The sequence below is a fragment of the Cupriavidus taiwanensis LMG 19424 genome, from assembly GCF_000069785.1.
Taxonomy (GTDB): Bacteria; Pseudomonadota; Gammaproteobacteria; order Burkholderiales; family Burkholderiaceae; genus Cupriavidus; species Cupriavidus taiwanensis.
Window position 1 is genome coordinate 519,138 of record NC_010529.1, and the last position, 14,007, is coordinate 533,144.

Consider the following 14,007-nt stretch of genomic DNA (forward strand, 5'->3'; position numbering starts at 1 on the left):
GATGCAGTGCCATGAGCAACCGCCCGACAGGAAACCGAGCCTCATGAACACGAACGAACCGCAAACACCGGCCTGGCAGCCGATCGCTGCGCTGCCGGTCATTCTTGATCTCGCCGGCGCGCAGATTGAAGAGGTACAGGCTACCTTCGACGCTCTGACCCGGTGCCGGTCGCGACCCCATGTGCTTGACGACGCCACCCTGGCCCGGACGCGCCAGGTCTACGGCGAGCAACGGGATTTTCTGCCGATCCAGCGCGAGCAGGTTACACGGTGGCGATCCGGGCCGCTCACACCGCAGGAGCGCGAAGAACTTGCTCATCTGAGCGCGCGGATCGAGCGGCTGGCGGCGCTGCTCGACGATATTCTCGCGCTGACAGACGAGCTGTCGCACGGCACGATCGACCGGATCCTGGGCATGAGCGATGCGGACCTTGCCGCTGCGGTGTTATCGGGCTCGCTCAGATTGCCGCAACGCTGACACGCGGAAAATGCTGCAACGGTACCGGCTGGCTCGATTCGCGCGGCACCTATGAACCAGATTTCCGAAACCGCGTACCCGTTACTGCCAGCGGAGATTGCGGCAGACGAGTTGCGGGCAGTCTTCACGCCCAGCGCCGCCGAAATCCGCTTCGTGTACGGCCAGTTCCGGCAGGCGCCAACACGCGTGCTGATTCTGACGCAGCTCAAACTGCTCCAGCGTCTGGGATACATGCCGCCAATGTCAGACGTGCCGCCCGAAATCGTCGACCATATTTGCTCGGTGCTCAAGGTCCGATCGCCGCCCCGCGCAACGATCAAGCGCTATGACAGGTCGGGCAGCAAGTCTCGGCACCAGAAGGTACTGCGCGAATTTGTCGGCATCCGCGTTGTTGACGCGCTGACCCATGAATGGCTTGCTGTCGTGGCGGACATCGCCGCGCGCACGAAGGCAGAGTTGCCGGACATCGTCAACGTGCTGCTTGAGGAACTCATCAGGCAGCGCTACGAACTGCCGCCGCTGGCCACACTCTCGCGCATTGCTGCTTCCGCCCGCAGCCGGCTTCACGAGGCCATCTACCAGGCCTACTCGGAGGCGCTGGACGAGCCGCTCAGAGCCCGCCTCGACGCTCTCTTCATCAACCGGGCGGGACGCACGCCCTGGGACGAACTGAAGCGGGAACCAAAACGGCCAAGGCCGCGCGAGGTGGCAAGCTTCCTCAAGCACATCCAGGCCATAACCGAGTTGGCCGACGGCTTGCCGCCCCCGCCGGACATTCTTTCAGTCCCCAAGCGCATGCAGCTCGTCCTGGAAGCACGAGCCCTCGACATCCATGAGATGCGCGTGCTCAAGCCGGCGAAGCGCTACACGCTTGCCGTGCTGTTCATCCTCGCGCAGCTGCAGAAGGCACTTGATGACGTCGCGGAAATCTTCATCAAGACGGTCCGCAACCTGGAAGGCACGGCGGATCTGCGCATGAAACAGTATCGGCTCGCACACGCTGACGAACTCGAATCGCTTGTCAGTCAGTTTCGCGATGTGCTCCACATCCTGCAAGACGATGAGGCTCCAGCCGCCGAGCGCATCGCGCGCATGAGGGCATCCCTCAATGACGATCCCAGCAGTGCCCTGAACCGATGCAACGAGCACATCGCATATACCGGCAATCACGCCATCCCGTTTTTGCTGGCCCCATACAGGAATCTGCGGTCGCTGCTGTTCCAATTCCTCGACATCCTGTCGCTGCGCTCTAGCTCGCAGGACGATACCCTGCTCGACGCGCTCGCTTGGATCCAGCCATACCGGGCGTCACGTCGCGAATACCTGCTGCTGGGCGACGCGGACCTCGCCGAGCTGCCGCTCGACTGGATCCCGGAAAAGTGGGAGAAATTTGTCTTCCCGGACGGGCGGTCCGCTCGACTGCTGCACCGGAAATATTTCGAGTTGTGCGTGTTCAGCCAGCTCAGACGTGAACTGAACTCCGGCGACGTTTATGTCGAGCACAGCGACCAGTATGACGATCCCCGTGAACACCAGATATCGTGGGAGGAGTTCCGCGAGGAACTGCCGCGCTATGCCGAATTCGTCGACTTCCCGGTCGATGGCCGGGCCTTCGTCCAGCAACTGAAGGACAAACTCAGCGCATTGGCAGACGAGGTCGACGCTACCTTTCCGGAGAACGACTACGTCGAGATTGGCGACCAGGGTCTGATTCTCCACAAGCTCGAGAAGAAGCCCGACCCGCCAAACAAGATGTTGATCGACCAGGCCATCACGGCGTCGATGCGGCCGGTGAGCATCCTTGACATCCTGACCGAAACCGAACAGTGGCTCGATTTACACCGACTGTTTGGCCCATTATCCGGCTTCGAGGCAAAGATCGACGAGCCGCGCAAACGCTTCATCACAACGCTGTTCTGCTATGGGTGTAACCTCGGACCGGCACAGACCGCGCGCTCGGTAAAGAACCTCAGCCGCAAGCAGCTTGCCTGGCTGAATCTGCGCCACGTGACCGAGGAGCGCCTGGACAAGGCCATCGTCAGGGTCATCAACGCATACAACCAGTTTGCGCTGCCGAAGTTCTGGGGCTCCGGCAGCCGGGTTTCGGCCGACGGCACGAAATGGAATCTCTATGAGCAGAATCTGCTATCCGAATATCACATCCGGTACGGCGGCTATGGCGGTATCGGCTACTACCACGTGTCGGACAAGTACATCGCGCTGTTCAGCCACTTCATCCCGTGCGGCGTGCATGAAGCCGTCTACATCCTCGACGGGCTGATCAAGAATACCTCCGATGTGCAGCCGGACACGGTTCACGGCGATACGCAGGCGCAGAGCGCGCCGGTCTTCGCACTCGCACACCTGCTCGGCATCAAGCTGATGCCCCGCATTCGCGACATCAAGGAGCTGCGCTTCTACAAGGCGGACCGGCGCCGTCGCTACAGGAACATCGAGCCACTGTTCCGCGGCAACGTCGACTGGGCCCTGATCGAAAGGCATTTTCCGGACATGCTGCGCGTTGCCATCTCGATCAAGGCCGGCCGTATGACGCCATCGACGATCCTGCGCCGCCTCGGCTCCGAGAGTGTCAAGAACAAGCTGTATTTCGCGTTCCGCGAGCTCGGCCGGGTGATCCGCACCCTGTTCCTGCTGCGCTATATCAACGACCCGGAAATGCGCCGGACGATCCATGCCGCGACGAACAAGAGCGAGCAGTTCAACGATTTCGCGAAATGGCTGATGTCCGGCGGCGACGTCATCGCGGAAAACGTCCGGCACGAGCAGCGCAAAGTCATCAAGTACAACCAACTCGTCGCGAACATGGTCATCCTCTACAACGTGCAGTGGATGTCGCGCAAACTGAAGGAGCTGCAAGTGAAGGGCCATCCCGTCGACGCCGAGGTGCTCCAGGCGCTGTCGCCTTACCGGAAGGACCACATCAACCGGCTCGGGTCCTATTTGGTGGATCTCCAGCGGAAGGTGCCGCCGCTCGATACGTCGATCGATTTCGTTTTCGGATCGGCGGCGTAGTGGGAGGTTGGCAAGAATGCCCGCGACTTCCGCGAGCGCGGCGCGCCATCGTCGTGCGAGACAGCGCCATCGACGCATGTCGAAGGCTTACCCGTCGTGACCCGCTCCTGCAAGCGGGCAACTGACGCAGACTCTTGGAAAACCACCGACCTGAACACCGTGACGAATCGGCTCGACCTCTTCGAACACAGCCGCGACGTCATGCTACGCAATGACGTGCTGGCGGCGCTTGAGCAACGCGACCACCGGCGGACGTGAGGCGCCGCTTCGGCTGACCTCGGAATATCCGATCGACGCGCTCGCGCCGACCATCGAGATACTGGTCGACATGCCCTCGCTCATGCTCGACATGCTGAGCCTGGAACGCGAAGGCCGGCAGCATGAACTCCTCGAACGACGAAAGACCTTCCGCGACCTGCACCCGGGGCTCTTCAGTGCCTACATCCGTATGCGATAGCGGCAGTCACGCCAAGTGTTGCCCACACAACCGTGGCTGGCTCGACGCAGAGACATTTTTTCTTTACGGATCAGATAGTTAAGCCAACTTTGGCGAAAATTTCACGAATCCCGGCCGACCCTCGTATACCATCACCATCCTCGTGGTCACTGAACCCCCACGGTCGTTCATTGCTGCCCGTCGGACCAAATCAAACCACGTTTAGCCGTGTGGCATCCCCAGTCGGAAGCGGTCCCGGGCACCGACTTCCGGTCAATGCATGTGTGTCTGCGTCAACCACGACGCCTTGGACCGCTCTGACCTTTGGGCCGTGCTTTTGACTTTTTCTTTGACTTTGTCATCGGCCCATGACGCCAACGAAGAAAGGCGGCAAAGGCGCCGAATAGCAATAGCAGCCCGACCGTCAAGACACCGATGGTGACCGCTACCTCATTGGAAACGTGATTGTGGTTCATGGGACGCTATTCCCCTTGCGAAGCGGCAAAACGCACAGGTCGACCCTCAATCCAAGACGCTTCCGAGGGCCATTTCGCGAAGCAACTCGCCTTTTGATCCGTATAACGCTTTAAATCAAAAGGCGATCGGCGTCACCATTGCTCCGTGCCCGCCTCAGCGCACCCCGGTGAACCCGTGGTGGTGGAAGGTTGGGCGCGCGTGACAGAATATTCTGAAGCCGGGCCCGGATGCCGGAACCCGGCTTAGTCACGGCCAGATCAGGCCGGCTGTCTGCCAGGCACTTCGACCACGGCCGCCTCCTCTTCATCGCGGCGATGGACATAGCGATAGAGGGCCGGCAGGACCAGCAGGGTCAGTGCCGTGGAAGACAGGATGCCGCCGATCACCACGGTGGCCAGCGGCCGCTGCACCTCCGCCCCCGTTCCCGTCGCGATTGCCATGGGCACGAAGCCCAGCGAAGCTACCAGCGCCGTCATCAGCACCGGGCGCAGGCGCGTGATGGCACCGACCCGCACCGCCTCGTCCAGCTCCCGGCCTTCCTCGCGCAGCGTGCGGATGAAGGAGAGCATCACCAGGCCATTGAGCACCGCCACGCCGGACAGGGCGATGAAGCCCACTGCCGCCGAGATAGATAGCGGAATCCCGCGCAGCCATAGCGACAGGATGCCGCCGGTCAGCGCGAACGGAATGCCCGTGAAGACGAGCAGGCCGTCCTTGAGATTGCCGAACATCGTAAACAGCAGCAGGAAGACCAGCAGCAGCGCGACCGGCACCACGACCTTCAGCCGCGACGTGGCGGACTGAAGTTGCTCGAAGGTGCCACCCCACGTGGTCCAGTAGCCGGCAGGGATCTGCACCTGCGATGCGATCTTGTCTTCCGCCTCGGCGACGAAAGAGCCGATATCACGTCCGCGTACGTTGGCGCTGATCACCACACGCCGCTTGCCGTTCTCGCGACTGATCTGGTTCGGACCCGGTGCCATGTCAAAGCTTGCCAGCTCGCCGAGTGGCACGTAAGAAGTGGCCTGCGAGGCGACCTCCTTGGGCAACGGCACCGGCAGGCGCTTGAGTGCCTCGATGTCCTGCCGCACCTCGTCTGGCAGCCGGACCAGGATATCGAAGCGGCGGTCCCCTTCGAACAGCAGTCCGGCTTCCCGGCCGCCGATGGCGGTGGAGATCGTCTCCTGCACTTCCGACAGGCTGATGCCATAGCGCGATACCTTCTGGCGGTCGATGTTGATGGTCAGCATCGGCAGGCCGGTAGTCTGCTCCACCTTGACCGATTCGGCGCCGGCCACGCCCTGCAGGGCCTTGGCGATGCCGGCTGCGGCCTTGTTCAACTGGTCCATGTCGTCGCCGAACAGCTTGACGGCCACGTCGCTGCGCACGCCGGAAAGCAGCTCGTTGAATCGCATCTGGATCGGCTGGGTGAACTCATAGTTGTTGCCCGGCACCTTGCTCACGATCTCCTGGATGGCGGCGAGCACCTCGGCCTGGCTGCGGCGCGGGCTCGGCCACTGGTCGGCCGGCTTGAGCATGACAAAGGTATCCGCGACGTTGGGCGGCATGGGATCGGTGGCAATCTCGGCCGTGCCGATCTTGGCGAAGACGCGCTCCACCTCGGGTACCTTCCGGATGTGCTTTTCCAGCTCGCCCTGCATTGCAACCGCCTGGCTCAGGCTGGTGCCGGGGATGCGCAGGGCATGCACGGCGATATCGCCCTCGTTGAGGTTCGGGATGAACTCCGTGCCAAGCCGGCTGGCCACGGCTACGGAGAACAGGACCAGGACCGCGGCGAAGACGGCGACGATCGACGTATTGCGCAGCGCGGCGTCCAGGGCCGGCTCATATTTCTTCCTGGCCCACGCCATCAGCCGGTTCTCCTTCTCGGAGATCCGGTCGCCCATGAAGAGCGCCACGGCCGCGGGAATGAAGGTGACCGACAGGATCATCGCTCCCAACAATGCCAGCACCACCGTGAAGGCCATCGGGTGGAACATCTTGCCTTCCACGCCGCTGAGCGCAAAGATGGGCAGGTACACGATCATGATGATCAGCTGACCGAAGATCAGGGCCCGGCGGGCTTCCTTCGATGCATTGAACACTTCGTGGAAACGTTCGGTCCGGGTCAGCGGCCTGCCATGCAGGGACTGGGCATGCGCCAGGCGCCGCACGCAGTTCTCGACGATGACGACGGCGCCGTCGACGATGATGCCGAAATCGAGCGCGCCCAGGCTCATCAGGTTGGCACTGACCTTGTAGCTCACCATGCCGGTAAAGGTGAACAGCATGGACAGCGGGATGACCAGGGCCGTGATGACGGCCGCCCGCATATTGCCGAGGAAGAGGAACAGCACCGCAATCACCAGGATGGCGCCTTCCAGCAGGTTCTTCTTCACCGTGGCAATGGCCTTGTCCACCAGCGTGGTCCGGTCGTACACCGGTACTGCCTTGACGCCGGCCGGCAGGGTCTTGTTGATCGCGGCGATCTTCTTGTCGACGGCCTGGGAGACCGCGCGGCTGTTCTCGCCGATCAGCATGAAGACCGTGCCCAACACCACTTCCTGGCCGTTCTCGGTCGCCGCACCGGTGCGTAGTTCCTTGCCGATGGCGACATCGGCCACATCCCGGATGCGAATCGGGATGCCTTTATTGGCACCGATGACCACATCACCGATATCCTCGATCGAGCGGACCTGGCCCGGCGCGCGCACCAGGTACTGCTCGCCGCGGCGCTCGATGTAGCCGGCGCCGACATTCATGTTGTTCTTGTCGAGCGCCGCCACCAGCTCGGCCAGGGACAGGCCGTAGCTCGACAACCGCTCCAGGCTGGGTGCTACCACGTACTCCTTGGCGTATCCACCGATGGTGTTGATCTCGGTGACGCCCGGCACGGTGCGCAGCTGCGGCTTGATGACCCAGTCCTGGATCTCGCGCAGGTCGGTAGGCGTATAGGGCTTGCCATCCGGTTTTTTTGCGCCCTCGGTGGCTTCGACCGTCCACATGTAGATCTCGCCGAGGCCGGTGGAAATCGGGCCCATCGTCGGTGTCAGGCCGACCGGCAGGGATTCGCGCGCTTCCTGGATGCGCTGGTTGACCAGCTGCCGCGCAAAGTAGATATCGGTGCCATCCTTGAAGATGACGGTGACCTGGGACAGGCCATAGCGCGACAGCGAGCGGGTCTGTTCCAGCCCGGGCAAGCCCGCCATCGCGGTCTCGATCGGGAAGGTGATGCGCTGCTCCGCCTCGAGCGGCGAATAACCGGGCGCGGCCGTGTTGACCTGTACCTGGACGTTGGTGATATCGGGTACGGCATCGATCGGCAGGCGGGTGTAGTTGTACACGCCCAGCGCGGCCATGCCGAGCACGACCAGCAGCACCAGCCAGCGCTGCTCAATGGCAAAGCGAATGATACGTTCGAACATGCTGGTCTCCGGTATCAGTGCGCGTGTTCCGCGCCCGCCTTGCCGAGTTCGGCCTTGAGCAGGAACGAGTTGGTCGCGGCGTACTTCATGCCGGCGCGCATGCCCTCTCGGATCTCGGTCCGTTTGCCGTCCGAGTGCCCGAGCTTGACCGGTTGCGGCAAGAATCCGCCCGGCACCGCCACGAACACGACGGGCTCATCGCGCACCGTCTGGATCGCTTCCGTAGTCACGGTCACCGGTGCTTCGGCGACGCCAGCCGTCAGCGAAACGGTTACGAACAGGCCGGGACGCCAGCCCATCTTGGGATTGTTCAGGGTCACGCGCGCGCGCGCCGTGCGGGTCTGCTCGCCCAGCAAGGCGCCGACATAGGAAACCTTGCCTTGCGCCTTCTCCTCGAAGGCCGTCGAAGAGATCGTCACCTGTTCGCCAACGCGGACATTGCCAAGGTCCTTGGGGGAGATGACAAACTCGGCCCACACCGTGCTCAGGTCCGAGATGGTGAAAACATTGGCGTCTTCCTTCACGGCCTCGCCCAACGCCAGATGCTTTTCCACGATCACGCCGTCGAACGGCGCGCGCAGCTCGAACCGGTTCAGGCCCTTGGACGCAGCCGAAGCGCCGATGGCACTCAGCTTCTGGCCGGCGTTACGCACCGCGATCTCCGCTTCCTGCAGCGCGGTCCTGGCCTGCAGGTAGTCCTGCTCGGCGGAAATCCGCTCTTCCCAGAGCTTCTTCTCACGCTGGTAGGTGGTCTTGGCCAGTGCAAGACGCTGCTGGGCCGCGAGCAGTTCGCTGCGCTGCTCGGAGAGCTGCGTGCTCGCGATCACGGCCAGCACTTCGCCCTTCTTCACGGTCTGGCCCAGGGATGCCGGCACGGCCTCGGCCACGCCCGCCAGGCGCGGCACCACGTGGGCGGTGCGGTCCTCGTTGAAGCGGATCTCGCCCGGGAACTGCAGGGTCGAGGCAATCTGCGCCGGGCCGGCTGCCTGGATCGCGACGTTCGATGACTTGAGCTGGCTCTCGCTCAGGCGAACGACATCCTCGTCCTTGTTGAGTGCGACGGTCAGCTGAGCACCAGCGGCGCGTACCACGATATCGGCCTGGAAGACATGGGGCTCGCCGATGGCGGTGGTACTTTCCAGATAGCCGTCCTTGGCGACGAACGCCAACGCTTCGGTCTCGCCCGTGGGACGCTTGAGTGTGCCCGTCGCCGCAAGGTCTTTTGCAGCGATAGCCTTGTCCTTGCGCGTGCCCCACAGCCGGAGGCGAGCGTCGTCGCCATCTTCGGCGAGGAGGGTTTCAATGGTCAGGTCCTTCTCGGTCTGCAACTGGCCGCCGTGAGGCCCCTTCGGGCCGGCTTCATGATGCTCTTCGTCGGCATGGCCCTCGGCGTGGTCGTGTCCTGCCTCCTTGCCGCCGTCGTGGTGTTCCGCGTCCGCGTGGCCCTTGGCCTCCGCATGGTCGCCATGGCTGTGCCCATGTTCGTCCGCGCCACTGCCGGACTGGCCGCTCGTCAACAGTACGCCTCCGGTTGCCAGCGCACCAATGACGACGATTGCCGCGATGATGGACTTTTGCTTGGTAGTAATTGACATGCTGCGGTAGTCCCTTTAGCGACCGAGGATGCGGTCAATGTTCGTGGCGGCCTCGTAGGTGCGGGCCAGTACGCCGAGATAACGGATGCGGGCCTGGAACAGGGTGCGTTGGGCGTCCAGTACGTCCAGGAAGTTGAACTTGCCGGCTTCGAATCCCTTGGTGGCCGCGTCGTACGCCTGCTGGGCCCCGGGCAACACGGTCGTCTTCAGCGCCTGGGCGGAAGCCCGTGACACCGACAGCTGGTTTGAAGCCTGTTGCAGGGCGTTGTTCAGGCGGATCTGGCTGGCAAGGTACTCGTCCTGCGCCTTGTCGGCGCGGCGGATGGCCTCGTAGAGATTGCCCTGGTTCCGGTCAAACAGCGGCAACGGGATGGCGACGCCAAGTACGGCCATGTTCCGGTTGGCTTCGTTGTCACGCTTGGCGCCGACACTGAGCGTCAGGTCCGGGTATTGGCGGCTGCGCTCGACCCCGACCAGTGCCTGTCGTCGGTCCAGTTCCAGCCGGTTTGCCAGCAGGGCCGGCGACCTTTCGAGTTCCGCGCGCAGCAAGTCCGGCGCCGGTCGCGTCGGCAGGGCATCGAGGTCACCGACCGCCTCCGTGAATTGCGGGCTGGCGTTCCCCCACAAGGTGGCAAGCGCCTGCCGTGCCGTCTGCAGTTCCGCGGTGGCCTCGGCGACTTCCAGTTCGGCGTTGGCCTGTTCGACACGCGCCTTGGTCTCATCGACTGGCGAGATCTTGCCCGCGGCCACACGCCGGGCAGCGGCCTGGGCACCCTTGGCGGCGATGTCCGCCGAGCCGGTCGCGAGCTTGACCCGCTCCTGCGCAATCAGGACACCGAAGAAGGCCGCGATGACCGATGCGCGCAGGTCGGCGCGGAGACTGCTCAACTGCGCCTGGGCGACGTCCCGCCCGCGTTCGGCGGCCGCAATTCGGGCCGAGCGCTTGCCGCCGAGTTCTAGCGGAATGTTGACCTGTCCGGTCGTGGTGCGCGTCGCCTTGCGCGTGTCTTCCATGACCGCGGCGATTTCCGGGTTGGGAATCACCCGCGACTGCATGATCGCGCCTTCGTTTGCGTCGACCTCCTTGGCCGCCGCGGACAGTGAGAAGTTGCCAGCTGCCGCCAGGGCGAGGGCGGTCTCGAGCGTCAGCGGCCCAGCGTCATCGCGCTGCGCTGCAACGGCACCGGTGGTGGCAGGCAGGGCCTGGCCGAGGGTAAGAGTAGGGCTGAGCGCGCATGCCGCCAGCCCGAGCTGCAGGAAAAGTCTTCGCATCGAATTGCACCACGGAAAGTACCAGGGGAATTCGGCGAGACGAGGATCGTCAGGAAGAGATCGTCTCGCCGGTCAGGCGAGACGGGGCCATTGGGGGCGGTCCGGCGCCCTGGCGTTGTGCGAGGTGAAATGCGCCTGCACGACGACTGGCGCCATTTCGACACGCTGCAGGGATTCCAGGCCAGGATTGGCGGCCCAGGCGAACGGCACGGATGCCATGTGGCAGACGCCACAGTCACTATGTATACCCGTTTTGTTCTGCTTTTCGACCTGTTCAAGGTCCGACTGGCCCTGGTGCTGATGCTCGTGGTGCCCGAAGTGCCAGATGCCCGGCACCGTTGCCTCATGCTGGCAATACGCTGCCGCACCGGCCCAGGCAAACTGGAACGGCAAGACAAGCATGAGGAAGATCAGGAACAACCGGCGCATCGGGGGAGCGGGCTTGGAGACGACGCAAGTTTACCCGAAAACCGCCCCGTCGCTTGTGACGACTTCATTACGTGTGTGTCAGAAAATGACGGCGCACGCCGCTCTGCAGGAGGCAGCCTGCCCTGCGCTCCGCCCCTTGGCAACTGGATCGCCCGTAAGCAAGAATGGGAAAACTTACCGGTGCTGGTCTAGTCGGGGCCGCCGATTCTGTCCACGAATGGCCTACCGCAGCGCCCACAAGGTAGGTGCGGTTCTTGCGTCCTGTTGAAAGGGAATCTGCTTTTCGATGGATCATTATCGCTAGTGGCAACCCGGCCAAGATCCGACCTCGGAATACCCTCGCCCTGCGAGTGGCTCGCGCAAAGACGGCAGGTGATTATGCAGTATGCCGGGTCCGTGATTTTGAAAACAACCGGTGAACGCGCAGAGGAGTGCAGGATGGGCACGGGGCACAATCATAGTCACGCGACGCGCAACGAGCGCGCCTTAAAGGTGGCGCTCGGTCTGACGTCGGCGTTTCTATTGACGGAACTCATCGGGGGCGTACTGACCCAGAGCCTGGCACTCATTTCAGACGCTGCCCACATGTTCACTGATGCAGCGGCGCTCGCAATCGGGCTGGCTGCGATTCAGATCGCCAAGCGTCCGGCGGATGCGCGAAGGACCTTTGGATACTATCGCTTCGAAATTCTGGCTGCAGCATTTAACGCCGTCATGCTGCTTGGCGTAGCACTGTACATTTTGTATGAAGCGTATCGCCGCCTGAGCGATCCTCCGGAAGTGCAATCTTTGGGGATGCTTGCGATTGCCACGGTAGGTCTCGTGATCAATCTAATCAGTATGCGCATGCTTTCTGCCGGAAAGGAGCAGAGTCTGAATATCAAGGGCGCCTACCTTGAGGTTTGGAGCGACTTGCTTGGTTCCCTCGGCGTCATTGCCGGCGCTCTGATTATTTGGCTGACCGGATGGGGATGGGTCGATTCGGCGGTCGCAGTGCTCATCGGACTCTGGGTGCTGCCAAGGACCTGGGTGCTCTTGAAATCGAGTCTCAACATTCTATTGGAAGGGGTTCCGGAAGATATCGAACTCGATGAAGTAAAACAAGTGCTGCTTTCAGTTCAAGGGGTGCACAGCCTTCACGATCTGCATATCTGGGCGCTATCGAGCGGGAAAATCAGTCTAACCGTCCACCTGGTGATTCCACCCGAAACTGATGTGGAACGCAAGATTCTACCTACCGTACGCGAGCTCCTTGCCGAGCGATTCGACATCACCCATATCGCGATCCAATGCGAGCCGACACCCTGTCCTCAGGCGGAAGCCTCGTTCCATTTGGTGGCCGCATCGGACGAGCACGCTGATGCCTCAATCAACAGTAATCACAGTGACCTTGGGCGCCCGCGGGCGGGACAAGCGCATCGAGAACTTTAGCGCCATGGCGGATGCCGTGATCGCGACTTGCGTCCTATGCGACACTCGGTGCTTATTTGGTTTTTGCAAATCTTCAGTAATCGCTTCCATCACCCGCGCAGGCTCGCCCGCCGACGCAAACAGCGGCGCGCTTGCATTTGGGAGAGTGGGCGTCCGCTCTGGCCGGTGCGAAGCCCTGCGAGGCTTTCCCGTTCAGTCGTCGCGCCGAGCAGTCCTGCCAAGTTCAAACCACTTTGGCGACGGACTGCTCCACTTGCTGAATTGCCATGAGAACGACGATGGCTCCTACACCGAGTGCCGACGACAGCCAAAGTGCCTTGGCGTCGAACGCATCAAGGCAAATGCCGAACAGCCATGGCGCCAATGCCTGGGCGACGCGCGCGGGGACCATCAATACACCTTGGCGGTGCCCGTAGCCGCTGGGTCCGAAGATGACCAAAGGCAGTGTTCCTTTAGCGATGGTCAGGATACCGTTGCCAGCGCCATGCAATACGCCGAACAATGCGGCCGCGGGTGCGCCTACGAGTCCAAAGGCCAACGCACCGATAGGGTGTAATGCTGCCGCTATGCGCGCGGAGAGCAAGGGATGGATCTTTCTCAGAAGCCCGAACTCAAGGATTCTTGCCCCGACCTGCGCAGGACCGATCAAGGCACCGACCATCACGGCCGTTGCCACAGTCGCGCCCCCGGCCTGCAGGAGGCGTGGCAAGTGTGCAGCCATCGCGGTGCTGATGAACCAGGTCGCCGCGAACACGAAAGCCAACGCATACGAAGCGAACCGCTGCTTGTCGCGCTCTGCCACGCTTGAAGGATCGCGCTTCGCCGGCACAACCTTATCTTGCTTCGCATCTTCGGAGACAAGTCTCTGCGGCGTGCTGGCATTCAGCAACAAGCCGAGTGTCAGGTGTAATCCCGCCCACGCAAGACATGCCCCGCGCCATCCGATGTGGGCTTCCATGAAGGTCGACAAGGGCCAACCGACCGTACTGGCAAGGCCTGCAATCAGCGTAATACCGGTGATGGCGCCCCGAGAGCGGTTGCCGTATAGGACCACAAGCGTGGCGAATGCGGCTTCATATAGCCCTGCGCCCATCCCCACACCCAGGACCAGCCAGGCAACAAAAAGGCCCATTGCGCCCTGTGCGAAGCCGAGCCCAGTCAGGCCGAGCGCAAACACAATGCTGGTGGCAACCAGCACAGAGCGGCCGCCCGACCGATCGATCATTCTGCCTGCATACGATCCAATTACTGCCGACACGATAAGCGCGGCGCCAAATGCTGCAAACACCGTCGAGGTGGAGACGCCGAGATCCGTCGCCATTGGCGTCGCCAGCATGGCCGGCAGGTAGTAGGTGGATCCCCACGCGAGTGTCTGGGCGATTCCCAGCCTCGCAATCACGCCGGTGCTCGGCTCCATAGCCATTCCTTGGC

At 62.5% G+C, this 14,007-nt stretch carries 9 protein-coding genes; 4 read left to right on the forward strand and 5 right to left on the reverse strand.

Going from position 1 to position 14,007, the window contains the following annotated elements; translation table 11 throughout:
* Positions 1-43 precede the first annotated feature (43 nt).
* The 3 genes from RALTA_RS28650 (at position 44) to RALTA_RS28660 (ending at position 3,968) form a co-directional block, all read left to right on the forward strand.
* On the forward strand, positions 44-478 hold the full coding sequence (locus RALTA_RS28650; protein WP_012354835.1) for a hypothetical protein: 435 nt from the start codon (positions 44-46) through the stop codon (positions 476-478).
* A 51-nt stretch (positions 479-529) separates the two neighbouring features.
* Positions 530-3,511 (forward strand): Tn3 family transposase, encoded by a 2,982-nt coding sequence (locus RALTA_RS28655; protein WP_012354836.1) that lies wholly within the window; start codon positions 530-532, stop codon positions 3,509-3,511.
* Positions 3,512-3,740: 229 nt separating this feature from the next.
* Entirely contained in the window at positions 3,741-3,968 is a 228-nt protein-coding gene (locus RALTA_RS28660; RefSeq protein WP_012354837.1) for a hypothetical protein, read from the forward strand.
* Positions 3,969-4,681: 713 nt separating this feature from the next.
* Here the strand turns inward: RALTA_RS28660 and RALTA_RS28665 are convergent.
* The 4 genes from RALTA_RS28665 to czcI form a co-directional block, all read right to left on the reverse strand.
* The gene (locus RALTA_RS28665) at positions 4,682-7,849 is read right to left on the reverse strand and encodes an efflux RND transporter permease subunit (RefSeq protein ID WP_012354839.1); all 3,168 of its coding nucleotides are present in this window, start codon (positions 7,847-7,849) and stop codon (positions 4,682-4,684) included.
* A 14-nt stretch (positions 7,850-7,863) separates the two neighbouring features.
* Entirely contained in the window at positions 7,864-9,444 is a 1,581-nt protein-coding gene (locus RALTA_RS28670) for an efflux RND transporter periplasmic adaptor subunit (RefSeq protein WP_012354840.1), read from the reverse strand.
* Between the two features lie 15 nt (positions 9,445-9,459).
* On the reverse strand, positions 9,460-10,716 hold the full coding sequence (locus RALTA_RS28675) for a TolC family protein (protein ID WP_012354841.1): 1,257 nt from the start codon (positions 10,714-10,716) through the stop codon (positions 9,460-9,462).
* A 72-nt stretch (positions 10,717-10,788) separates the two neighbouring features.
* A complete protein-coding gene (gene czcI / locus RALTA_RS31160; protein WP_012354842.1) occupies positions 10,789-11,145 on the reverse strand; it encodes a cation efflux protein, CzcI family in 357 nt (118 codons plus the stop codon).
* A 438-nt stretch (positions 11,146-11,583) separates the two neighbouring features.
* Between czcI and RALTA_RS28685 the strand changes: the two genes are divergently transcribed.
* Entirely contained in the window at positions 11,584-12,576 is a 993-nt protein-coding gene (locus RALTA_RS28685) for a cation diffusion facilitator family transporter (RefSeq protein WP_012354843.1), read from the forward strand.
* A gap of 223 nt (positions 12,577-12,799) precedes the next feature.
* Here RALTA_RS28685 and RALTA_RS28690 read toward each other — a convergent pair whose 3' ends face one another.
* A complete protein-coding gene (locus RALTA_RS28690) occupies positions 12,800-13,993 on the reverse strand; it encodes an MFS transporter (RefSeq protein ID WP_012354844.1) in 1,194 nt (397 codons plus the stop codon).
* Between the last annotated feature and the right edge of the window lie 14 nt (positions 13,994-14,007).